Origin of the sequence: Iningainema tapete BLCC-T55 (assembly GCF_014698965.1) — a bacterium.
Lineage (GTDB): Bacteria > Cyanobacteriota > Cyanobacteriia > Cyanobacteriales > Nostocaceae > Iningainema > Iningainema tapete.
This window is the reverse complement of sequence record NZ_JACXAE010000060.1, coordinates 94,638-118,927: the sequence shown is the minus strand read 5'-3', so window position 1 is coordinate 118,927 and position 24,290 is coordinate 94,638. Positions and strand designations below refer to the sequence as shown.

16 protein-coding genes are annotated in these 24,290 nt (G+C 43.0%); 5 read left to right on the top strand and 11 right to left on the bottom strand.

The genetic code is table 11. From position 1 onward, the window contains the following. Nucleotides 1-242 precede the first annotated feature (242 nt). On the bottom strand, nucleotides 243-986 hold the full coding sequence (locus ICL16_RS17605; RefSeq protein ID WP_190830090.1) for an alpha/beta fold hydrolase: 744 nt from the start codon (nucleotides 984-986) through the stop codon (nucleotides 243-245). A gap of 211 nt (nucleotides 987-1,197) precedes the next feature. Here ICL16_RS17605 and ICL16_RS17600 point away from each other — a divergent pair, with 211 nt between their 5' ends. The 4 genes from ICL16_RS17600 to ICL16_RS17585 all read left to right on the top strand — a co-directional run bounded on the left by ICL16_RS17600 (nucleotide 1,198) and on the right by ICL16_RS17585 (nucleotide 3,016). After that, nucleotides 1,198-1,470 carry a prevent-host-death protein gene (locus ICL16_RS17600; protein WP_190830088.1) on the top strand — a complete coding sequence of 91 codons (273 nt, stop codon included), beginning with the start codon at nucleotides 1,198-1,200 and terminating at the stop codon, nucleotides 1,468-1,470. 1 nt (nucleotide 1,471) lies between these two features. Next, nucleotides 1,472-1,948: a hypothetical protein gene (locus ICL16_RS17595; protein WP_190830086.1), complete on the top strand. Its 477-nt coding sequence runs from the start codon at nucleotides 1,472-1,474 to the stop codon at nucleotides 1,946-1,948. 104 nt (nucleotides 1,949-2,052) lie between these two features. Then, a complete protein-coding gene (locus tag ICL16_RS17590; protein WP_190830083.1) occupies nucleotides 2,053-2,562 on the top strand; it encodes a hypothetical protein in 510 nt (169 codons plus the stop codon). A 58-nt stretch (nucleotides 2,563-2,620) separates the two neighbouring features. After that, nucleotides 2,621-3,016 (top strand): hypothetical protein, encoded by a 396-nt coding sequence (locus ICL16_RS17585; RefSeq protein WP_190830081.1) that lies wholly within the window; start codon nucleotides 2,621-2,623, stop codon nucleotides 3,014-3,016. A gap of 45 nt (nucleotides 3,017-3,061) precedes the next feature. Here ICL16_RS17585 and ICL16_RS17580 read toward each other — a convergent pair whose 3' ends face one another. From ICL16_RS17580 to ICL16_RS17550, 7 genes are all read right to left on the bottom strand, one after another. Next, a complete protein-coding gene (locus tag ICL16_RS17580) occupies nucleotides 3,062-6,028 on the bottom strand; it encodes a DUF5682 family protein (protein WP_190830079.1) in 2,967 nt (988 codons plus the stop codon). A 2-nt stretch (nucleotides 6,029-6,030) separates the two neighbouring features. Beyond that, complete coding sequence (locus tag ICL16_RS17575) at nucleotides 6,031-7,164, bottom strand: ATP-binding protein (RefSeq protein ID WP_190830077.1); 1,134 nt, start codon at nucleotides 7,162-7,164, stop codon at nucleotides 6,031-6,033. A 14-nt stretch (nucleotides 7,165-7,178) separates the two neighbouring features. Next, the gene (locus tag ICL16_RS17570; protein ID WP_190830075.1) at nucleotides 7,179-7,766 is read right to left on the bottom strand and encodes a Uma2 family endonuclease; all 588 of its coding nucleotides are present in this window, start codon (nucleotides 7,764-7,766) and stop codon (nucleotides 7,179-7,181) included. A 9-nt stretch (nucleotides 7,767-7,775) separates the two neighbouring features. Continuing rightward, a complete protein-coding gene (locus tag ICL16_RS17565; protein ID WP_190830073.1) occupies nucleotides 7,776-9,194 on the bottom strand; it encodes a VWA domain-containing protein in 1,419 nt (472 codons plus the stop codon). 11 nt (nucleotides 9,195-9,205) lie between these two features. Next, entirely contained in the window at nucleotides 9,206-10,588 is a 1,383-nt protein-coding gene (locus tag ICL16_RS17560; protein ID WP_190830071.1) for a hypothetical protein, read from the bottom strand. A 13-nt stretch (nucleotides 10,589-10,601) separates the two neighbouring features. After that, entirely contained in the window at nucleotides 10,602-11,072 is a 471-nt protein-coding gene (locus ICL16_RS17555; RefSeq protein WP_190830069.1) for a hypothetical protein, read from the bottom strand. A gap of 397 nt (nucleotides 11,073-11,469) precedes the next feature. After that, nucleotides 11,470-12,024, bottom strand: a complete 555-nt coding sequence (locus ICL16_RS17550) for an outer membrane beta-barrel protein (RefSeq protein ID WP_190830067.1) — start codon at nucleotides 12,022-12,024, stop codon at nucleotides 11,470-11,472. Between the two features lie 245 nt (nucleotides 12,025-12,269). Between ICL16_RS17550 and ICL16_RS17545 the strand changes: the two genes are divergently transcribed. Next, on the top strand, nucleotides 12,270-13,019 hold the full coding sequence (locus tag ICL16_RS17545; RefSeq protein WP_190830065.1) for a hypothetical protein: 750 nt from the start codon (nucleotides 12,270-12,272) through the stop codon (nucleotides 13,017-13,019). Nucleotides 13,020-13,022: 3 nt separating this feature from the next. Here the strand turns inward: ICL16_RS17545 and ICL16_RS17540 are convergent, their stop codons facing one another. The 3 genes from ICL16_RS17540 to ICL16_RS17530 all read right to left on the bottom strand — a co-directional run bounded on the left by ICL16_RS17540 (nucleotide 13,023) and on the right by ICL16_RS17530 (nucleotide 24,021). Beyond that, nucleotides 13,023-15,776: a non-ribosomal peptide synthetase family protein gene (locus tag ICL16_RS17540; RefSeq protein ID WP_190830063.1), complete on the bottom strand. Its 2,754-nt coding sequence runs from the start codon at nucleotides 15,774-15,776 to the stop codon at nucleotides 13,023-13,025. Continuing rightward, nucleotides 15,769-16,089 (bottom strand): hypothetical protein, encoded by a 321-nt coding sequence (locus ICL16_RS17535; protein ID WP_190830061.1) that lies wholly within the window; start codon nucleotides 16,087-16,089, stop codon nucleotides 15,769-15,771. The genes ICL16_RS17540 and ICL16_RS17535 overlap by 8 nt, the downstream gene beginning before the upstream one ends. A gap of 69 nt (nucleotides 16,090-16,158) precedes the next feature. Beyond that, a complete protein-coding gene (locus ICL16_RS17530) occupies nucleotides 16,159-24,021 on the bottom strand; it encodes an amino acid adenylation domain-containing protein (protein ID WP_190830059.1) in 7,863 nt (2,620 codons plus the stop codon). Nucleotides 24,022-24,290 lie beyond the last annotated feature (269 nt).

The window sequence follows — 24,290 nt, the reverse complement described above, 5'->3', positions numbered from 1 at the left end:
ATAGCGTTGCTTGAGTGAAAACGCTCTTATTTAGCAACGCCTAATACCTTTCTCCAATAGTAGCTATTTTAATAGCATTTTCGCCAAAAAAGTTATTTTATTGATAACATTTTCAACTGTTAATGATTAACATTAATCCTCTCTAAAAATGTTTAATAATAACTTTATAGTAATAGAAATGCCAACAAACATTACATTAAAGAAAACGAGTTTGTCATGAGTTTTGCGAGTGAATGGCTTGTTCACACAACAGTCAAAAGTGCATTACTTAGGTGAGCAGGGCGAGATAAACAAGGGCAGTGTCCTCCAGGTAACTCAATCGTATCGACTCCCAAGCGTTTACGTGCAGCGTACCGCGACCAAGTAGGAGAAAGTATCCGGTCGTCTGCGCAGACAATGTACACGCACTCCACGTCAGGGAAAGCTTGTAGAGGGCTTTTCTCATAAATATATGCCATTGATTGCTGCGATCGCATATTGGAAACTGCCCAACGCGCCACATCCGATTGACAATCGTGAAAGAAAAACTCCATTGCTACTGCTTCATCTGAAAAGTTTTTCCCCACAGAAGCTGGGTTGAACATATCAGGTTCATCACGGAATCGATCCAAAATCGCCTGTTCTGGTTTGTAATTGAGTGATTTAAGGGTATCAGAATCCATGTGATGATAAAATTGGTCAAGTGTACTGGTTTCTTGGTAAGGAATGAGTGCAGTCAGGAATACTAGCTTACGAACCCGACGTTGAGTGGCAACAATCGGAATAACAGTACCAGCCATTGAATGACCGACTAATATTACATCGTCCTCATCTTCAGGTAATGCCTGAATTACTGCATCGGCAAAATCGGACAAAGTAGCATCCGGGTTTTCAATAGGTAGATCCATTGCTACTGTCTTGTGATCCCGCGCTTCTAGATGAGGAATTAGCAGATCCCAACACCACGCGCCTTGATAAGCACCATGAACTAAACAAAAAAGAGTCATATCGATTTTGGATTTTAGATTGGTAATTGACTTGTAAGTAAGCGTAAATAAATGCTCGTTGGTAGTAAGGGCTTCAGCCCTTATAACCTACGCCCCTACGCTAGGAGTCGGTACTACGAACGTAGAGTTTATTTTATATTTAATTTTACCTACTTACTTAGTAGGCGCTACCATTGTAGTTGACTGGCGTCTTTCATGAGAGAATTTGAGAATGAAATGGACACTTGAAGAAGCCCAAAAACAGCTACCCTCAATAATTAATGCGACAAGTCTTGAACCTCAACTAATCTACACCGAAGAGGAATTAGTGGCTGCTGTAGAGCCTGAGCTTTTCCGTGAATTTTTAAACTGGCGGCAAAAAGCTGCACAAACATCTTTAGCTCAAGCCTTTAAAGAACTTCAGCAGTTATGTACCGAAGAAAACTATAGCTTAGAGATACCACTACGAAGTAATTTATTCCTGAATCAAAGGGAAAAAGTGTAAATTGTTTGAGACTGTCTCCTTTCAAGTAACAACTGGTCAAATTGTCTCCTGTGCCAAAAAAGGAGCAGTCTTGGTGGCGATCGCCAAGGTTGAAAATTATGTGATGGGTAAGGTTGCTATGTATCCTCAGGAGGAGATGCGACGGCTCCAACAAATGAAACAGGAATTTCGTAAAGAGTTCGATATAGATCCAAATAATGAGGCAAGATTAGAGGAGATAAAAAGGCTAAAGAAGAATTATGAACGTTCTCAAGAAATGTTTGAATCAATTAAAAGTATAGGATTAACAGATTCTGTTGATGACATTAATAAGATTATTTTACACTTACTCTTGGTAGGGGAAAAAGTAACAGTTGAAAATAGAGTTGAGCATTCAAGTAATCTAGAAGGAGCGAGTGGTCAACTTAAGGTTTTGAGTACATGGGTAATACTGCCAGATAGCACAAGATACCTGTCATCTATTCAGTTCCGTCGGTAGTACGAAACGAGCAAGGATAATTCGTATTGAAAAGTTTAGTTGGCTTAACTATGAGCGTCAAGTTTGAAAACTATTGTTCAATTTTTAAGTAAGGAGCCTAAGCAATGGAAATTAATGAATTAATGATGCTGACCGATCAGGATATAGATTACAGGAGTTTATCGGAAAATACACTCAAGGAACTTGCTTTAGGTGATGAATTATTTATTGCAACTTCTGCTCTTGGAGAATTGTCAAGACGAAAAATTAGTATAACGGCTTTAATTGCTTGGGAAATTTTGTCCAAGTCACGAGGCGATCGCTATTTACAGGCATCTGCACTAGAAATACTTTTTAACCTAAATCGAGAACAGGCTATGGACTATATCAGCAAACAAGCACAACACAGCAATCCTTATATCTTGAATACTATCTTGGAACTAATGATAGAAAACGAATCTGAATTTAAGTCCGAGCGTGCTTTATCTATTGTTCGCATTGTTGGTGAGCGACTCCAAGAGTTTGACGAGTCAGCAGAATATCCCTCAATGTTTCTTCGAGATAGCTTTTTAAAACTATACGGTTATGTAAAAAACATCCAGGCGGTAGATGCGATCGCAACACCATTTAACTAAAAACAGTTAGCGGAGATTTTGTTGAATTCAGCACTCCCCTATCTTTTGTAGCAAAAAAATGAGTAATATTCAAGAAAAACATACAGTAGCGATGGATTTAGCTGAAGCAGCATTTCTAGCTAAACTTAAAGGTGATTTGGAACAAGCGTTGCAATTAACTCGGCAAGCATTTGAGAGCGAGCAGGCAGCAGCAGCTTTAATTGCTAATCAATTAGACGCTGAACCAACACGCTCGGTTTTGCATCGAAGTGCCGCAAATCTTGCTGTTAACTGTGGAGAATTGCAAGCAGCAGAACGTTTGATAGCCACAGCTTTATCTGGAAATCCACCGACTGAAATAGCCGAAGAATTGAAAGATTTGTTTATTCAAATTAATTTACGTCCCTATTTACAACGTCACGGCATAAGTGTTGATAACGAACAAATTAAGGCTTTAATTTTAAAGAATGCATGATCAAGTTGAAAAGGAAGCGATGGGATATTGCGTCCGGGTAATGTATTAAATATGAACAAAAACTGCCAAAGATTCCATTGTAGCTGGGTTAGAGTTCAGTAATGTTTTCACTTTCGTTTCTGTTTCGGAAAGATTTGTCGGAGAATTGACTGCATTACTTGGCAAAACTTCTTCCCAAGTTAAAGTTTGAACCCCTAGCAACTGTGCTACTGCTTGGGCAGTTGTTTTGCTATTAAATAGCATTTGCCGCACTTGTATTTGCTGTTCATTTAGTGCTGGTGCTTCTTCTACCTGAGTGGCAACCTGTAAAGAGGTAGATTGCTTTACCCAAGATGGTTGCCAAGAGTCGAAACCACTCAACTTTTTGGGAAAACAAGCGGCTGCTTCTTTCACTAACACTTGTAGAATTTGGGCATGAGGGCGCAAACGTAAAATTAAACTGGGTAGCCACGGTAGTAAAACTGTATCTGGCACAGAGGCAAACACTTGACTTAACAGTTCAACTACAAACCGACTGATGCGGGGAGCAAATGTTAGTGCGAGGATAAATCCATTCAGATAATCAGGGAACGTTTTGAGTAGCATGGGATTGGTGAGTACCTGATTAAAGAACTCACGCATCTGTTCTATGGTTCGTCGTGACAGCAACCATTCTGTTGTCCACAGCAAACCTAGTTTTGCGGGATCTTCTAACTCTTGAGTTGCCTGTTGCACTCCAATCATTAACTGACTGCGATTACAACCTAGTGACAGTGCCAAACTTTCTAGGGTAAAGATAAAACCTAACATTCCGGCAATTTGTTCGGGCGAAGTACCTCTGTCGGCAAAGGCTTGGGGCAAGAGTGTGGCATAATGTCCGTATCCGGTGACGACAAATCGCTCAATCCAATTTGGTAAACCTGTTGGTGTAGCGCGGTAGTAATGTACTAAACGCCGCACCCGCTCAAAAATTTTCGGTGCTTCTTCTGCACCTGTCTCTTGCTTAAGTAATGAGATTGCATGTTCTCCTAATTCTTGGGTTAAGCGGGGACTATATAGATATAAAATGCTATCTTCTGCTGCTTTTAGGGTAGTGCTAGTTGTTGCCTGGGCGTCAAAAGCTGACTTTTTTAGCCGCGCTTCCAATACTTGCTCAATTGTCACTCCCTCGTAGCCCAGCATGATAATTTCTCGCTGATATCTACCGATACGAATTTCCCAAGACTCTTGCAACGGCTTATGCCCCAGACTTCGCTCTCCCATTATTGGTTGCACTAAACGATCGCCTACTAAATAATGTAGCCGCCACAGCACATCCGAACAAGGCAACCACTCCGGTTGTTGCTTAAAGTCCATTAAAGCACGTTGATTAGTTTGACCGAGTAAATTAATCCCCAGTGGTGCAAGACGATTGTATACATCTTGAGCTAAGGGTGGTAACGATGCATAACCAACTGTACCAACGCGATCGCCTCCTAGTAAAATTTGACATAGTTGGTAGATATTGCGTTTCTTGGGAGTGCGATCTTTCTCCAAACAAGTGATGGCAGCATCTTGAAAATCATATGGTGTGGGATGCGCCCGATTCCGCATCCCAGCTAACAACATTGAAGTTTGATAGATAGCGATGGCATCAGCAGTACTTGACAAATATCCATTTTTACGCGCTGATGCCACAATATCCGCACACCATTGCAGTAACTGTTCTGTATCCGCTGCTACCAAATCAGGTGGACGAGTCAGAAAATCTGCCAGTGTTGAGTTTGTGAGTGAGGGAGTTTGTGAGTGAGGGAGTTTGTGAGTGAGGGAGTTTGTGAGTGAGGGAGAAAAAGACAAATTCTCCTCTGCTCCCCTGCTCCCCTGCTCCCCTACTCCCCTGCTCCCCTGCTCCCCTACTCCCCTACTCCCCTGCTCCCCTGCTCCCCTGCTCCCCTGCTCCCCTGCTCCCTTTGTCTTCCCTGTCTTTTCCAAAACAAACGGTTTTAACTTGGCTACCTTTAGGCTCTTTTTCCAAGTTGCTTCTGCTAGTGTTACCGTGCCAGCAGGATGGTTAAACTGGTATTCAATTGCGGCAAAGCTGGATGGAATTAGCCCATAAAGCCATTTAGTCTCGGTAAGTTCGGGAATTGACCACACAGTATCATTTGCAACACCAAATTCGGGAACATCATTTACAGTATGTGCTGCGCCACAAATATAAATACCTTCATGAGGAGCAATGTTCTTGGTTTGCATGTGCTGCTTAATACGAGTCCACATGTAACTTTCGCGGAGGCGATCGCTCTTCTTATCCTTCTCCTGACGCCCCAATCGCCGCATCAAGCTACCAATCAGAAACATCACTTGGCGATAGGTTTCATAATCAGCACCAATAATTGCCTGCTCAACATACTGATCCCACCATTCCGCAAAGTGGCGCGTATTGGAGTTACGCAGCAAAAACCCCAGAAATTGGTCAAAAGTAGGCGTAATACTGCCAACTTCCACCCCAACCGCTGTACCGTGCATCTTAGCTTCCTCTGTTGGCGGTACTTCTGATTGTTCATGCTGTGGGGGTGGTTCCCATTGAAACACAAAATCAACCGCTCGATCTACAAACACCAGTTGTGTTTCAGGATGTTGTAAAGCATAGGCAATAGCTTGATACTCAGCAGAAGCTTCAGTTAAAGGTGCTACCACACTCAAAGGCATCAACTTGGGCGAAAATGTTTTCGACTCAGCCGCAAAAGCCTGCAATGCTACGGGTAATTTGCAATCGCGCAAATGCTCTACACAAGACAGCAAATCCTCACACATTTCCAGGTAAATTACTTTTGGTGATATCCGATGCAGTCGTTGTACCATCTGCAATGCCGAAGATGGTGAGTGATGACACACCGGAAATATTTCCAACGGTTCAGACGCAGCCCTTTCTACATCTTTGACTAAAGCTGTTAAGAGTTCACTCAAGGGTTGAGCATCTGTAGCAAACTTTTGGGCTGCATCAAGTAGTTGTTCTTGTAGAGCATTTAATGCGGTTGGCAGGTTAACCATAGTTATTTTCTCATCATTCCCATTGCTTGTTTTCCCCCTTCGAGAAATGCTTCCCACTCTCCTTTTTGCTCTTTGGTGCGTTTCTCGACAACTGTATGCCAAAATTGGTTGAGAACGGAGACATCTTCAGGCAGTCGGCGTACTAGGGTACCGACAAGTGATCGCGCTAGTGCTCCTGCTTCTATTGTAGTGCTATCAAAAAAGCGACTGTGGAGAATGGCATCTTCTAACACACCTATTTGTTCGGCGGTAGATAGGGAAGACTCTAATCTTTGATCTTCAGAATTGGCTGCGGCGGTTGTTTCCCGTAAATCGGCAAAGGTTTGCAACAGTACATCTAGTAATGTTGGCGGTACGTCAACTTCAAAACCATGACGACTCATTAATTCTTTAGTGCGGAACAGGATAATTTCTTTCTCCTGTTTTTTGTTTGTTACTACGGGCATGTGTACAAAGTTGAAGCGTCGTTTTAAGGCAGAGGATAGTTCATTCACACCGCGATCGCGACTGTTAGCAGTGGCTATAATGTTAAAGCCTGGTTGAGCAAAGGCAATGTTATCTGCTTTCAATTCAGGTATAGAAACGTACTTTTCGCTTAAAATTGAGATTAGTGCATCTTGTACATCAGATGTGCATCTTGTCAACTCCTCAAAACGTCCCATTGCACCAGTTTGCATTGCTGTCATTATAGGAGAGGGAATTAAAGAGTCAGGAGATTGACCACTAGCAATTACCATTGCTACATTCCAAGAATACTTGATTTGGTCTTCTGTTGTTCCCGCTGTTCCCTGTACTACATAAGTGGAGTTACCACAAATGGCTGCGGCGAGTAATTCTGCCAGCCAGCTTTTACCCGTTCCCGGATCGCCAATTAACAATAAACCTCTGTCTGATGCTAGAGTAACAATCGCACGTTCGGCGATCGCTGTATCACCATACCATTTCTGGGCAATAGGACGATCTAGTTTTTGGGCAGGAGTACTACCTAAGACAAATGTCCTTACCATCTGAGGTGATAATCGCCAAGAAAAAGGTTTGGTTCCTTTGTCGATTGAGGCAAGATATTCAAGTTCCTCTTTATATTTAATTTCTGCTGGTTGCCGGAGTATTGTTGTAGTAGTTTTTGTTTTTGCCATTTTATTAACTATATCTATTCAGTAATTGTTTCTAACTTAAATTCAACTTTATCGTATAGTTCTGGCAGGGGTATTTGAAATGGTACAGATGCTAGAGTCAGCACTGCATCACCTTCATATTCAGAAAAAAGCCATTTGTTATCCTCTATTTTTGAGTATTGTTCAGCATAAACTTCTGTTTGAGAAATCAGAATGTATTCTCTTAATGTAGGAATTGAACGATAAAGTTGAAATTTCCCTACTTTGTCATATTCTTCTGTAGATGGTGATAGCACTTCGGCAATCATCACCGGATTGGTAATTGTATCTTTACGCCCTGGGGCTAACTCTAATTTACCTGCTACCACCATTACATCTGGATATGTGTACAATCGCGTTTTTGGTATCCATAAACGCATATCATTCATAAATGCATCAAATGGTTGCTTTTTCAGAGCAAAATTTAGTGCAGCATAAAAGTTACCTGCTATCCGATTGTGATTTGGTGTTCCTCCGGGCATAGGGAATATCTGTCCTTGATAATATTCACTTCTAAGTTCAGCTACAGTTTCTAGTTCCAAATATTCTTCGGGGGTGTAGTAACGTTGTTCTGTGACTTGCATAGTTTTTCTTTAAGTAACAATGACCTTCTTCAATTCTTGAATTAATTTCTTCGGACTGCCTGTTAAGATTGGTGTACCTAATTCCTTCAAGCGATCGCGAAACCATTGGTTAACACTAAAGTAACCCGAACTTGTCACCGCTCCTACTGGTATAAAATGTAAACCAGATTCTTTCAAAGACTTGATGTAGTCAAACAAAACTTGGTCACTACCGCCTTCGTAGAAGTCGGAAATCAAGACTAATACCGTATTGCTTGGCTCCATAATTTTTTGTGCGGCTTCTACCAGTGCTTCATATATATAAGTACCACCTCCTAACTCAGTACGTAAAAGTACTTCAAAAGGATCGTGTACCCACGGTGTTAAGTCTAGTACTCGCGTATCAAAAGCCAGCAGATGCACATCGACATTGGGAAGTCCAGCAAAAATCGAAGCGAGAATTGTACACTGCACCATCGCATCAACCATTGAACCAGATTGGTCAACGACAACAATCATGCGAGTCGGTGTTTTCTTTTTCCCCGTATGACGATAGTATAAACGGTCAACCAACAATTGCTGTTCCTCTGGACTCCAGTTAGTCAGGTTTTTCCAGATAGTGCGCTTCAAATCCAGATTGCGGAAAACCCGTTTCGGCGGAACTGAGTAATCTATTTTACCAGAAACTGCCTCTCGCACTTGTAGGCGCAAAACTTCCGCCAATTCATCAATAAATTGCTGAATTAACCGTTTAGCATTTTTCAAAGAGTTACCCGACAAATTTGCTTTATCGCGGAGAAGTTGCTCTACTAATGCCATTGAGGGTGTTAACTGACTAGCTAATTTGTCATCTTTGAGTACCTCCCGCAACGCCATTCGCTCAACTAGTTCGCCTTCTAATGCTTTCAGTGTGGCGCGTAACTGTTCTTCTGTAACGGTAAAACCCTCGCCAGTACCACTACCCGCACCGCTACTACCCTTACCTACACCAATATTTGGTTGTTGCCCACGTAAGCTACCTGGTGGATAACCAAGCGCCTTTTCCAGATAGCTCAAATCTCTAAGCCATTGAGCATATTGCTGTGCAGAAACTACACTACTTTGAGTATTAGGACCAAAGGCATTCAGTAGCAGTTTAGAAAAAACCAGCGCACGACGCAATGTTGAGGAATTAACTTCCCCTGCTTCTCCTGCTCCCCCTGCCTCCCCTGCTTCTTCTGCCTCAGATACCATTAGCGCAAGAAAATCTGGTTCTAACTCAGGGTAGCGCTGGAGCAAGTTCTCAATACTAATGTTGGGATCGAGGATTAGCTGCGGCAAGTCTAACTCATCTACGATTTCGCCAGACATGCGCTCAAAGTTTGCACCTTCTTCAGTAAAGCCGAACATACTGGAGAGTAATCTCCAGTAAAGTACTTGACGACGTTGAGCTATCTGTACATCAATCATTTAAAGTCACCTCAACGCTTGCGGAGTAAACGGCTGGCTCGTTCTTGTAAAGTAGCAACTGTGCTTGTTTTTGGCGGTGTTTTGAGAATTTTGGCTGCTTTTTGCCCGGTGAAAATGGTTTTACCTTGCACTGTTGCTGCTAATGGTTGCACAGCCCAACGTCCAGCATCAAAGCGCAAAAGTCCAAATATTTCACTGGATTTACTCAGGGCTTCTGTGTTTAGTTCTGATAATGGGCTAATACGCTCAGTTGCTATGGGTAGCACTCCTCCATCTTGGCAATTTAGAGTGAGTACGTTGTTGTTAGTACTGGTTTTATAATTACTCAAGAATACAGGTTCGGCAAGTTGTACTGGATGGCGTAATGTGGGAGAAATCAAGCTGGGTGTGAAGATTTTAGAGGCACTAGGAGAGAAAAACTCTGCTGCTTTCTTCATCAGATTATAATTGCTGCCTACTTCGGCATCTCTTTGCCAAAGCAAGTCGCCTGTTGGTAATAAAGGAACATCATTTAAGTGTAGTACTTGATTCTGAGTCAAAGCATCTAGTAAAACAGTAGCGTGAGGAAATAGCAGCCAAATTTGATCGCCACTAATTACATCAACTTTATAAGCAGACAGTGTAATTCTCACTTGTTGAACTGAAGCATTTGCTGTCAGCAACCCGTAAGCGGTGAAACTAACTAAATGGGCGTGATGACGCAAGTCTAACCCTAGCAATTCTAAAGTGCCAGAGATCGTTTTTGGCTGTTGCAGTACTGCGGGATGCAAAGTACCTACCATAGCTTGTGTCCATAAATCTACCCAACGGTAGATAGGAATTGTGCTGCTGTCAGCTATTGGAACCCGATTGACTAATTCGTGATAAAATCCGGTGAGGAGAGCGGCTTGGCGAATCAAGTGCGGTTCTGCCTGAATTTGCTCTAGAGTTTTCGTGAAATGAACTAAAGTTGAGGTATCGAGGCGGGCATAACCCACCAAAGCGATTTCCATCAACCAGTGACGAACACTTTCCAACCAGACTTGCGCATGTTCGGGAACTTCGACAGGATCATTCTCCGCGATTATTACATCTCCCTCTTTTCTTCCTAACAAGTTTCTAGCTTGAGAAAGCAAGGTATCAAATAGTGAGCCTTGTAGGGCAGCACGTACAGCAGCTAGAACGGTGAAATGTCGCTCGACAAACTCATTGCCTTGGATGGCAGTACAGGCATCCGCGAGAGTTTGGTGTAGCGGTGTACCTGTGAATATCCGTAGGAGAGTGTTTAATGTCTGGTGGTGTTGATTGTCGAGATTAGCGAAACCAGTAATAAAGCATTGATCTAATTCGGCAATCAAGTCTAATGCTGCTTGAGTACCTTCGGGAAGTTGGTTCAGTGTGTTGATAGAAGTCATAAATGTTTAGTTGTTAGACGAACCAACTCATTTCGGGTATTGGCTGGTTTGATGTACCTAATTCTAAGTAGCGTAGATAATTGAGAAAACGACTAAATACCTCGCTGACTGATTCTTTTTTTACTGTGCCTTTACGGGCAAGGATATCCGCTGCGGCTTTGAGTTGGCTGATGTCGCCGGGAACTTTTAAAAAATTGACAACTTGCACAATGCCTACAGAAGCGATCGCCTCCTCTAGCAATGCTTGCAAATGCTTGCACGAGTATCCGCGTAAACCACCGCAAGGGCGATTGTTGTTAGTGCTGCAATAGAAGTTCAACGTTCCCGCTTCAAAGAAAGAAACATATACCCTTTCGATATCAGAACCACTAGAAACAACTCCTTGCAAACGACCATTAAACATTTCCACAAAGGGAACTTCTTTAATGTTTCGTTTGCCAACCACTGTATTTTGAGCCGGATAATTGAAAGATGAATTAGACATTTAAAGTAGTAATTTCTAACGAGCAAAGTAAAATGTATATTCTTTTTATAGCACAAAATACTTACCTATTCAGGTCGTATCTGTTATCCAGTAAAGCCGTCAATACTAGACTTCTGGTAACTTTATCTTATTACAGAATGCCTCATTACTTGAGTATAAAACAATGTGGACTATACGTAAATTCACAATAATTTGGAATATTAAATACGTAAAAATACTGTTTTTAGTAATTTGAGAATAAATATCTTTATTATTTTAAATAAATAAAATACAAATAATTGAAAAGAAAAAGTATACAAATCAGAAGCCCAACTTCTTTAAGAAGTCGGGCTTCTATCGGAATCTGAAAATTACGCTTTTATCCTTCTGCCTTCTGCTCTGATGCCTTTGTTTAAAATTAGAAGCGGAAGCCAACACCTGTTTGTAAGCTCAGGGCATCAGCATCACTGTTTTTGTAGGCGTCAATACCCCACTTAGCATCACCGTAAACAATTACGTTTTTCGCAACTTCGGACTCAGCACCCAGGGTAACTACAGGCGCATTCTGGTTGCCCAACTGACTAGCTTCACCTTCATCAGTCACGAAGGAGTAACCACCACCGATGTAAACGTTAGTGTTTTTGGCGATTGGTGCATCATAAGTCAGCATCGGCATAGCTGCGGTTGAATCACCACCAAATAGAACAGAACCACGAACAGATACAGGTGACTTGGGAATAGCAACTCGTCCTTGAATATTTCCACCTAATAAGGCTGCATCGTTTTGTTGTCCACCATTGGTTAACCCAGCAGAAAGACCTGCACCAAGGTAACTACCGTTCATACCGCGTGTTGTGGTTGATGTTGTCTGTGATATGGTGGTAGTATTTGTTTGAGCGCTGGCGATTCCACCAGTGAGAACAACAGAAGCAACAGCAAGTGCAGATACTGCCAAAGTTTTAATAAGTTTCATAAGTTTGTCCCGACTAGATTTATGTGTAATCAATACTCTCTAGTACTAGAATCTCTTTTTTGACAAACTTTGCCCTCACACACTTTGGTCATCCAAATGGGTGAAATAGCTTCCACCTAACTTGGTGAGCCTACTAGGGAAATTTGGGAGTATAATATATGAAAATTATTTCTCATCAACATTCAAAACATTCGTAGAGACGGGATATATCGCGTCTCTACAGGTAAATTCATACTAGCAACTTTATGGGATATACAACGGAATTCGTAGGGAACTTTCAGCTTAACCGTCCCTTGTTTGACTTTGAGGTACTTTACCTTTTAGAATTTGCTCGTACTCGACGAGTCAAGCGATCGCCTACAATACTTGCCACAATTCCCGATCCTGGTAGAGATGCCGTTGGTTTACCATTGGGTGAAGAAGGTGGCTATTTTATTAACGAGTTGCACCCACAAGCAGAATCCTCGGTGCTTGATGATAACCGTCCTCCCAAAGGACAACCCGGACTTCATTGCCAGTGGCAACCTACATCTGATGGGCGAGGTGTGGAATGGGATGGGCATGAAAAATTTTACCGTTATGTTGAATGGTTGCAATACCTCATCGTTCATTTCTTTATTCCCTGGAACTATCAACTCAATGGAACGGTAAGTTGGCAGGGGGAAACCTCCTCGGACAAAGGACAAATTGTGGTGGTAGACAATCAAATTGTACAGCCACAAAATGCTGAAGCTAAATTAGCTGTAGCCACCAGTCCTATTTCTGTACCAAGTAGTGTATGGAGCGGACTCCACGCCATTCATACCACCGATCCAACTATACTAGTAAGTTGGGTGGCAACTTTGAGATCCTGCGCTGACTTGGGCTACTCTGATACTGCTGGTTGGATTGAAGCGAATTTGACGGGATTGTATGGAGTAGGAATAGATAGGGGCTTTCAAGATCAAGAAACGGGAGAAGTATTTATACCCACCTACACGATTGGCTTCCACTAAGTTTTAGTGAAGGGGTGCAATCAGAAAATTTTTCAGGCGATCGGCTAAAATTTGGACATGGGGTTCTTGGAGAATGGTATAATGATCCCCTGGTATTTGGCGAATTTCTACACCAACCTCAGTTAACCTGCTCCAGCCTTGACTTGGGTCATAGGTTTGTTTCTTCAATTTCTCACTAGCGCACAAGAGAGTAATTTTACCTCGGTAGGGCTGGGGTGTATAACAAGACTTTGCTTGAAGGTTGGCTTTGAAAACCTGCACATAATAGCGCATCTGCTGCACTTCAACTTCTGGAGGCAAGATATTGAGCGTTTTTGCTTGTTCTAGAATGTAATTTAATTGCTCGTTCGATTCCATTTGCTTGAGTTCATCAACACAGACGGATAGTTCTTTCCCAAAAAGACCGCCTATGTCCATAGCAAGAGTAGCTACTACCATCGCTTCATCCATTTCTTCACGCTTGTTGCTTGTAATGGGCGCATAACTATCTATCAATGCCAGCAAAGCTACTTGATGCCCACAAGAGTGCAACTGCTGTGCCATCTCAAAAGCTATGATACCACCTAAAGACCAGCCTCCTATCCGGTAGGGACCTTGAGGCTGAATCGTTTGTAGTGCTTCAATATAATGAGAAGCCATGTCCTCGATGCGGGTATGGGGTTCTCGTTCCCCATTCAGCCCAGGTGATTGCAAACCATAAAACGGTTGTTCAATGCCCAGATGGCGGGCTAAATCAGCATAGCAGAGGACATTGCCACCGATTGGGTGGACGCAGAAGAAAGGTGGCTGCGCTCCTGAAGGCTGAATTGCTACCAACGGAGACGAGGTTTGGAAATCTGTTTGTTCGCCAAGAAGACTTGCCAGATGTTCAATAGTTGGATTTTGGAAGAGTGTCGCTAGGGGCAGGTTTTTCCCGAACTGCTTCTGAATCTGAGCCATCAGCCGGATGGACAAAAGGGAATGCCCTCCCAGTTCAAAGAAGTTGTCATGGATGCCTAAGCGCTCCCGCCCAAGAACTTCAGCCCAAATGGCGGCTAACATTTCTTCAGCTTTGTTGCGGGGTGCAACAAAACTGGCTTCTTGATGACTGCGGGATATATCTGGTGTGGGCAGGGCGCGGCGATTTACCTTACCGTTAGGGGTTAAGGGTAACGCCTCCAACATGACAAAATGCGAAGGCATCATATAGTCGGGCAGTTTCTTTTTGAGAAATGAGCGCAAGTCTACGAGCGATAATTCCTGTGCTTGAGAGGGATCGGCTACTAGATAGGCAACTAAACGCTTGTAGCCTGGTATGTCTTCTCTCACTTCAACCACTGCATTTCTGACTAAAGGATGATCTCGCAGTTGATTTTCTATTTCCGTTAATTCGACTCGGATTCCTCTAATTTTTACCTGATTGTCTTTGCGACCCCTCAACTGAAATGTGCCATCATTCAATAACCGTGCTAAATCGCCTGTTTTGTAGAGCAAATCATTGGGATCTTCACTAAATGGGTTGTTGACAAAAACCTTTTTAGTCAAGTTTGGGTTTTTGTAATAACCTAGCGTTTGATAGGGAGTTCGGATGTAAAGCTCGCCAAAAACTCCGCGAGGACATACATTTCCCCACTCATCCAGTACTACAGCCCTAGCTCCTTTCATCGGCTTGCCAATAGGAATGAACCCTCGTTCTAGATCGGACTTTTGGATTTGGTGATAAAATTTCACCATCGTGGTTTCACTGGCTCCATAAAGATTGACCAGTTTAATTCGACTCTCATACACTTCCATCCACCTATTGACATCAGATATAGGCAACGTCTCCCCTGCCATCAAAATGTATTTTAGTGACTGGAATTTCTTCTGATGTAGATGACTGCTGGCGATCGCCCCAAACACCGTCGGTACGCAGTGAATCAAATTAATCTTCTGAGTGTCAATCCAATCTACCAGTTCCGTTGTTCCCATCATCAATGGCTTTTCCGGAGGTATGCAGATAGTCCCTCCCACACATAGCGGGACAAAAACATCTCTTAACAAAGCATCAAATGTAGGCTGTGTAAACTGGCTTACCCGCCATCCATAATCAATATTAAATGTTTCGATCTCCCACTTGATGAAGTGAGAAATTCCTTTGAGTTTTCCTGCTATACCCTTTGGCGTTCCTGTAGAACCTGATGTATAATAAATGTAGCATAAATCGTTTGGATCAAGGTCAACAATCGGTCTTTCTGCACTGAAATCTACTAAGAATTTACTGCTCTTTATTTGCCCCTCATTGCTAAAAGCGTATTTACTATTTTCCCCCAAGTTAATAATCTTGTAATTGTTGTTATTTGCCGAATTTATTTTATTCACTAAATCTTCATATTTTGAGTTAGTAATAAAACAATCTGGCTCCACATCCGCAACAATTTGGCTGAGCCTACTTGCCGGAAAATCTGGATCGAGAGGTACGAATACGCAACCCGTTCTGAGGATTCCAATCAGCGTTACAATTATTTCGATCCGATCATCGAGAATCACCGCAACAATCGAACCCTTTGATAGCTGCGCCATCAAGCAATTTGCTAATCTGTTAGCCATTTCATCAAGGTTGCTATATGATACTTGGCAGCCTTTATACTCAAGGGCTATTTGTTCAGGGAATCTCTGACAAGCTTGATCGAGCCACTCTATGATTCCTGTACCCAAGCCATTCACGGGCGAACTGTGGCGTACTAAAGTGACTTGACGATTCATCTGGGAGTCACCGTTAAAACACTCATTAAGCATCGATAAACCTCCAAAAATCCTTTGCTAGCTTTAAAAGGGGGTCTACAATTTTATAATCTTTATTAACTTGACATTTGATGAAATACTTGGTGATGAGATGAAGTTCAGTACATGACTCCAGATGTTTGATTAAAATTTCCTCTGTTCCTGCCAAAATTGCCTCTGTACAATCGCCAAAGGTTAGATCGGAGTAAAGAATGCACGCGGGCAATTCTTGCTCAATATCGGTCAAATTTTCTTCATAAATGGTTTGTAGGAATTCAGCGGATGCCAATGGTTCCATCCCGCCCAAAATCCCCAATAGTTTTTTCATAAATTTGTAATTCTGGAATCCTGTAATTTTCACAAGCCGAAAAAACCTCTCGGCTCAATGGAGTGTAACTTAAAATTCCTCCTCCAAGTTATCGTTGAAAGTGCCAAGTAAGTCTTTGATCTCAGTTTCACTCAACAACGACAAGGAAGAAATCGGTCGATCGCTTGATTTGACGATGTCAGCCAACAAGTTCTGCCAATGACGCAGCATACTGGCGATCGTCGCATCTTCAAAAAGATAGCTATTGTAAGTCAACTCTAGTAGAAGTCCTTCTTTGAGTTCACCAACCGTCACAGACAAATCAAACTTTGAGCTAACTGTCAAATCCGGAAGGGTTTCGATTGTCAAGTCCGCAAGTTCTATGCGATCGCGATCAAACTTAAGCAGATTAAACCAAACCTGAAAGATTGGGTGACGGCTGACATCCCGTTCTGGCTGCAATTGCTCCACTAAATGCTCGAAAGGCAAGTCTTGATGTGTATATGCTCCCAGAGCCACTTCACGTACATGCAAGAGTAACTGCCTAAAACTGGGATCACCTTCCAAGTGAGTACGCAACACTAGGGTATTGACAAAAAAGCCAATTAGTCCTTCTATCTCTGTAAGATTGCGGTTGGCAATGGGGGTACCTACACAAATATCATCTTGCCCACTATAACGCCATAGCAATATTTGGAAAGCTGCTAACAACGTCATGAACAAGGTGACACCTTCAAACTGACTCAAAGTCACAAGCGAATCACTCAGTTGACGAGAAAGTACTATGGACTGCTTTGCCCCTCGAGAGGTTTGATGTGCTTTTCGCGGATAGTCGGTTGGCAGTTCCAACACAAAAGTCGCGCCTTCTAGTTGTTGTTTCCAGTAAGCTAATTGCGACTCGTAACCCCCTTGTTGGAACCACTGCTGCTGCCAATAGGCAAAATCTGCGTACTGAATTGGCAGTTGTGGTAGCACTGTTGACTTATTTGTACAGAAGCCCTCGTATAGTGCTGCTAACTCCCGCACAAATATACTCATTGACCAACCATCAAAAATAATATGGTGCATTACCAATGATAATACGTACTCATTTTGTTTCAAATGAAACAATTTAGCTCGAATCAATGGTTCATTACTTAAGTCAAATCCTTGCAGTGCTTCTAGTTTTAGCATTTCTTGGCAAGTCATTTCGCGCTCAGTTTCTACAAGTGCTTGTAGGTCTACTGTCGCTAATGATAAAGTTAAACTCAAAGCAATAACTTGAACTGGTTTCCCATCTTGTATAGCAAAGTTAGTACGTAAAACTTCGTGACGGCTGATGATACAGTTGAGGCTTTGTTGTAGACCAGCGACGTTGAGTTCACCGTAAAGACGCACAGCCACAGGGATGTTGTAAACGGCATTGCCAGGTTCTAACTGTGCTAAGAACCATAACCGCTGCTGGGCAAACGACAATGGTATTGCTTGCTCTCGTCTCACTGGTAACAGTGGCAACAATAGTGATGAACCGGACTGAAGGGCTGTTTCAACGCACTGTGCCAAGGTTGATACTGTAGGGTTTTTAAACAGATCGCGCAAAGGTATTTCTACTGCCAAACTCGTCCGTATTCGTGAGATGATTTGAGTGGCAAGTAAGGAATGTCCTCCTAAGGTAAAAAAGTTATCATCAACTCCCACTTGCTCAATGAGAACTTCTGCCCAAATGTTGGCGATCGCCTCCTCAATGGGTGTCCTTGGTGCGATTTGCTTCACCGGACCTACTGTCTTCGGCACAGGCATTGCGCGGCGATCTATCTTACCATTAGGTGTTAATGGCATGGCATCTATAAACACGAAGGCAGCAGGCACCATGTACTCAGGTAGCCGATCAAGCAAAAAGCTGCGCAATTCACTCGCTACTAGGGATTGTTCTGGTTTAACTACCACATATGCCACTATTCGCTTATCGCCAGGAATATCCTCTCGAACCATGACTAAAGTCTGTTGCACTCCTGGATGTGTACCTAGCGTGGCTTCAATTTCTCCCAATTCGATGCGAAAACCTCGTATTTTTACTTGGTTATCCAAACGCTCCAAGTATTCAATAGTACCATTTACCAAATAGCGTGCCTTGTCACCAGTTTTATATAATTTTGAATTTTGAATTTTGAATTTTGAATTGTAAAAGGGGTTGGGGATGAATTTCTCTGCTGTCAACTCTGGACGGTTGAGGTAGCCTCGTGCCAGTCCATCACCACTAATGTACAACTCGCCTGGTACACCAATGGGCAACGGCTGTAGTTGTGCGTCTAGCACGTAGGCTTGAGTGTTAGCAATGGGGCGACCAATTGTCGGTAAAAGCGATCGCTCCTCGAAAGGCACTCTTCCAGAAGTCGTCACAACAGTGTTTTCCGTTGGACCGTAATTATTCACCAGTGCAAAAGGATGAGAGGCATTGGGATAATGATGCAGTTGATCTCCACCTGTGAGTAATATACGTAAAGCTACCTCCTGTTGCCAATTTAGCTGCAATACCTTTTCTAAAAGAGGTGTTGGTAGGAAGCTAATGGTTATTGCTTTTGCTCCCAGCCACTTGACTAGTCTCTCCGGATCAAGGTAAGTTTCACTATCTGGAAAGTAAATACTGGCTCCCGCAGTCAGATAGGGCCAAATTTCCCAGCCGCAAGCGTCAAATCCTACTCCGGCTATCTGAGTTGCCCGATCTGATGGTAAAACCCCAAACGCTTGTTGATGCCAAAAGACGAGGTTTAACAATCCGCGATGTTGAACCATTACCCCCTTGGGTTGTCCTGTAGTGCCAGAGGTGTAGATTACATAAGCGAGGTTTTCGATCACATGATTGCTAGGATTTGCACCTCCATCAGCACTGTTCTCCCATTCTCCATCCAAGCAGACTACTTTTGCATAATGATTTGGTATCCTCTCAACTAACCGTTGTTGTGTCAACAGTACCGACAAGGCGGCGTCAGAGAGCATAAATGCCAATCGCTCACTAGGGTAAGCTGGATCGAGCGGTACGTATGCGCCTCCTGCCTTGAGAATACCCAACAGTCCCACTACCATCTCAATGGAGCGCTCTACACACAACCCAACTAGTACCTCTGGTGCTACACCCAATGACTGGAGATGGTGCGCTAGTTGATTGGCTTTTGTGTTCAATTCTTCATAGGTAATTTGTTGTTTGTCAAATACTACTGCCACAGCATTAGGTGTCCGCTCAACTTGTTCCTCAAATAGCTGATGGATACACTTGGGGGGATACGGTGTTTGGGTGTCATTCCATTCCACTAACAATTGATGACGTTCCACATCAGTTAACAGAGGTAATTCCCTCATCGGTTGGTTTGGATCGGCTACAATTGCTTCAAGTAAAGTCTGAAAATGCCCCGCCATTCTTTTGATCGTATCAGCATCAAACAGGTGAGTATTGTATTCCCATTGCCCAATTATTCCTTGGTTCGTGTTCTGTAAAGATAAAATCAAATCAAACTTTGCTGTGGCTGTTTCTATTGCTAATGAACTTACCGTTAAGCCTGCCATGTGTACTTGGGGTATCGGCTCATTAAGCACCAACATCACCTGCACTAATGGTGTGTAGCTTAAATCACGCTCCGGTTGCAATTCTTCTACTAACTTCTCAAAGGGAACATCTTTATGAGTATAGGCTCCCAACGCTACATCCCGGACTTTTGCCAGTAGCTGTGTAAAACTAGGATTACCTGACAAATCAGTGCGTAGCACTAAGGTATTGACAAAAAATCCAATTAATGTATTAATTTCCGGGCGATCGCGGTTAGCATGAGCCGTGCCTACACAGATATCAGTCTGTCCTGTATAACGAGAAAGCAATACTTGAAACGCTGCCAAGAGCGTCATAAACAAAGTAACACTTTGCCGCTGACTTAAACTCTTCAACGCCTCTGTTAACTCAAAACCAAGTGCAACTGTTTGACGCGCTCCCCGGAAAGTTTGAGTTGCTGTTCGCACGCGATCGGTTGGCAATTCCAATAAAGCTGGAGCGCCTTCTAGCTGTTGCTTCCAATAAGCTAGATGGGACGAAAGTACTTCTCCTTGCAACCACTGCCGCTGCCAAACAGCAAAGTCGGTGTACTGAATCGGTAACTCAGGTAGCTCTAACGACAAGTCATTGCCAGCTGAGTAGAAAGCTGCTAATTCCTGGACAAATACGTCCATTGACCAACCATCCCAGACAATGTGGTGGATTTTTAGCAGCAACACATGTTCTACCTGTGTTAGCTTAACCAGAGTGGCTTGGATTAACGGATCGCTGACAAGATCAAAGGGTCTTTGGGCTTGTGATGTGGCTAATTGCTGACAAGCGATTTCTCTGTCACTCTCAGGTAGTTCACCCAAATCCACTACTGGCACTGTCAAAGTCAAGCTGTCCGCAATCACCTGAACTGGTTGCTCATCAACAGTTGTGAAGTTGGTACGTAAGGCTTCGTGACGTTGGATAATCTTGTTGAGGCTCTGCTGTAGCGCGACGACGTTGAGAGAACCTAAGAGTCGCAGAGCTTCTAATTCGTTATAGAAGGGGTTATTTTGCTCCAACTGACTTAAGAACCATATTCGTTCTTGGGCAAAAGACAGAGGCTTCAATATTTGTGAAACTCTAACAAGGGGTAGCTCAGTATCACTTGCGCTTATGTTGCCTTGGCGCAGCAACTTGACAGTTGGTTTTTGTAAGTATTGAGCTAAAGCATGTACTGTCGGGTGTTGAAATAGTGTTACAATTGGCAGCCCTGCACCAAAGATTTGGATTAATTTTTTATGAACCTGAATCACGAGTAAGGAATTACCACCCAACTCAAAGAAATTATCATAAATTCCCACTTCTAACTGAAGCACTTCTTGCCAAACAGAGGCAATAAGTTTCTCCGTCTCCGATTGGGGCATGACTAGCGCCCCCGCCAATGGACGAGACAAGTCTGGTTGAGGTAGCGCACGGCGATCTATTTTACCACTGGGTGTCAGAGGCATTTGATCGAGCATGACGATCGCTGCTGGCATCATGTAATCGGGTAAGTGTTCTCTCAAATAACTCCGTAACGCCAACTCTAATTGAGGAGCCACTTGTCCCTGTACGGGAACTACATAAGCGATTAACCTTTTAATGCCAGGAACATCTTCTCGGAGGACGACTGCGTTCTTGAGAACAGTCGGATGTTTTGCTAATAATCCCTCAATTTCGCCCAATTCGATGCGGAAACCACGAATTTTAACTTGACGATCAGCGCGACCGAGATGTTCAATGTTACCATCTGGTAAATAACGTGCCAAATCCCCAGTTTTATAGAGACGTTCAAAATTAGAGGATTCCCCCCTGCTCCCCCTCCGGGTTCGCAGTCGCCTGCTGCGGGAAACCCTCCCGCAGCGCTGTCTCACCTGCTCCTGTGCTCCCCCGCTTCTTCCGAAGGGGTTGGGAATAAACTTTTCTTGAGTTAGATCTGGGCGGTTGAAATAGCCTCTAGCAAGACCCTCGCCACCGATGTATAATTCGCCTAGTACGCCCACGGGAACAGGTTGATAAAACTCATCCAATATATAAGTTTGGATATTGTTGATGGGACGACCGATGGGAGGAAGTATCTGCCAACTGTTCGCATCCCCCGTGAGGGTGAAAGTTGTTACATCTTGGCACTCGGTTGCACCGTAATGATTATGCAGCGTGCAACCTGTTTGCCGGAAAAAGTTGGCAATGGTGGGTGTAATATGTAACTGTTCGCCAGCCGTCATCACCTCACGCAAAGTGGTGGGAATCCGATCAATTACTGCCAACTGCTGTAGGGCAACAAAGGGAAGATAAAGTTTAGAAATCTGGTTTTGAGCGATCGCATTCAACAAAGCTTCGGGATCGTGTCGCACTTCTTCTTTGATCAACACTAGCGTTTGCGAAGAACACCAAGTGGAAAAGATTTCATGAAAGGAGATATCGAAGCTCAGGGAAGCAAATTGTAGCAAGGCTCCTTTTGTTCTATTTTGAAGATGCCAGTCAATCAGATTAGCAAGAGCTTGGTGTTCCATCATCACACCTTTGGGCTTCCCTGTAGAGCCGGAGGTGTAAATCACATAGGCTAAGTTATGTGGTTTCACTATACTGACTGGATTCGCATCACTCTCAAGAGAGATTTTTTCCCAGTCATCCAGGTAAACTATTTCTTGGTTTTTGGTATCTAGTGCTATTTGTGATGATGCGTTTAGTAAAGTCTTAGTAGTCAGTAGCACTTGCACGTTGGCATCTGACAACATGTACTCCAAGCGTTCCTTTGGATAGGCGGGATCTAATGGTAAATAAGCACCACCAGCCTTAAGAATAGCTAAGATGGCGACCATCATCTGTGGCGATCGCTCTTGATAAATGCCAACTAACTCTTCTGGTTTGACTCCCAGCTTTTGTAGGTGATGCGCCAATTGATTGGCACGGCAATTGAGTTCTCTATAAGTTAATCGCTGGTTTTCCCAAATTACCGCAACAGCTTCGGGAGTTTTTTCTACCTGAGCCTCAACTAGCTTATGAATACAAGTTCGAGCATATTCTGTTTTTGTGTTGTTCCACTCCACTAGTAGTTGATGCCGTTCTACTTCAGTCAACAGCGGCAGTTCGCCGATCCGTCCTTCTGGAGAAGCAACAATACTTTCGAGCAAATTCTGAAAATGCTTCAGTATACGGGCGATTGTCGCCGATTCAAATAAGTCGGTATTATACTCCCACGAAAAGACCAATTTAGAGTCTGTGTCTTTGATCGAGATACACAAATCGAATGGTACTGTTTTACCTTCTACATCCAGTGGTGTCATGGTTAGGGAAGGTAACTCTAGGGTTGGCATCACGGAGTTAAAGATAAACAACACCTGGAAAAACGGACTCAGAGCTAAATCCCGTGGTTGTAGTTCCTCCACTAACTTTTGGAAAGGGTAATCTTGGTGGTTGTAAGCTTGGGATATCACCTCACTCACGCGAGACAATAACTGGCGGAACGAGGGATTGCCTGACATATCAGTCCGCAGCACCAAGGGGTTGGCAAAGTACCCGATTAATTCCTCCGTATTAGGGAGGCGACTTGATACAGGCGAGCCTACTATGATATCTTCTTCTCTGGTGTAGCGGTAAAGTAATGTTTTGAATGCTGCTAGCAGGGTTGCAAACAGGGTAACTCCCTCCTGCTGACTCAGGTGCTTGAGTTGCTTACTGAGAGAGGCAGAGAGTTTCAGCCGTTGGCTTGCACCTGAATAAGTTTGAATGGCAGGTCTTGGGCGATCTGTGGGCAGTTGTAATATGGGTAGGTTATCCCCAAGTTGCTGCTTCCAGTAGGTTAGCTGAGTGTTGAGAATTTCTTCTTGTAGTTGTTGTCGTTCCTGAAGAGCAAATTCTTTATACTGTATGGGCAATGGTTTTAGTGGAGACGGTTTACCAGCACAGAAGGCTTCATACAGCGCAGCTACTTCTTGAAAGAAGATGGTGGTGCGATCGCCATCACACACAATGTTGTGCATACTTAATACCATTATGTGTAAGTCTAGCGACTTCCGCAACAAACTAACTCGCCACAGGGGTTCAATGCTGAAGTTGAAGGGAGAAAGGACAATTTGAGTAATCAGTCGTTGAGCTTCCTGCTCTTGTTCAGTTGCGCTTAATTTTTGCAGGTCTATTACTGGTAACTTGAACTTAGAGGGTGAATTAATTATCTGCCTTGGTTGCTCGTCAATGACATTAAAGGTAGTTCGTAAAATTTCATGCCGCCTGACAATTTCATTAATACTCTGCTCTAGTATTTCCGCTTTGAGCAAGCCTGTAATTTGAACTGCTCTGCGTATGTGGTATGCAGGATTTCCTGGTTTCACTTGTTCAAGCAACCACATCCGCTCTTGTGCAAAGGATATGGAAAAACTCTCTTTTTTATCTGAATTAAAACAAATAATTTGTGTTTCCATATCGTTTTATCTTTTACCAGCATTTGAATATTACTATTTTTCGTCTATCAATTTATGTAATTATTTATTATATTTATTTATTATTTTAATACTTTTTATTAAACTATTTTACAAAATAATTTAGGTTCAAGAAATAGTTTTATGTTAGTAAATCGAAATGGAAAAATTTTAAATATGTGCTGGCAGGGGTGATATAGCAGCTTTTTTAAGATTGATATAGCAGTCCTAAATGATTTATGAACATAAGTGTTTCCTTTCTTCTCCTGTCG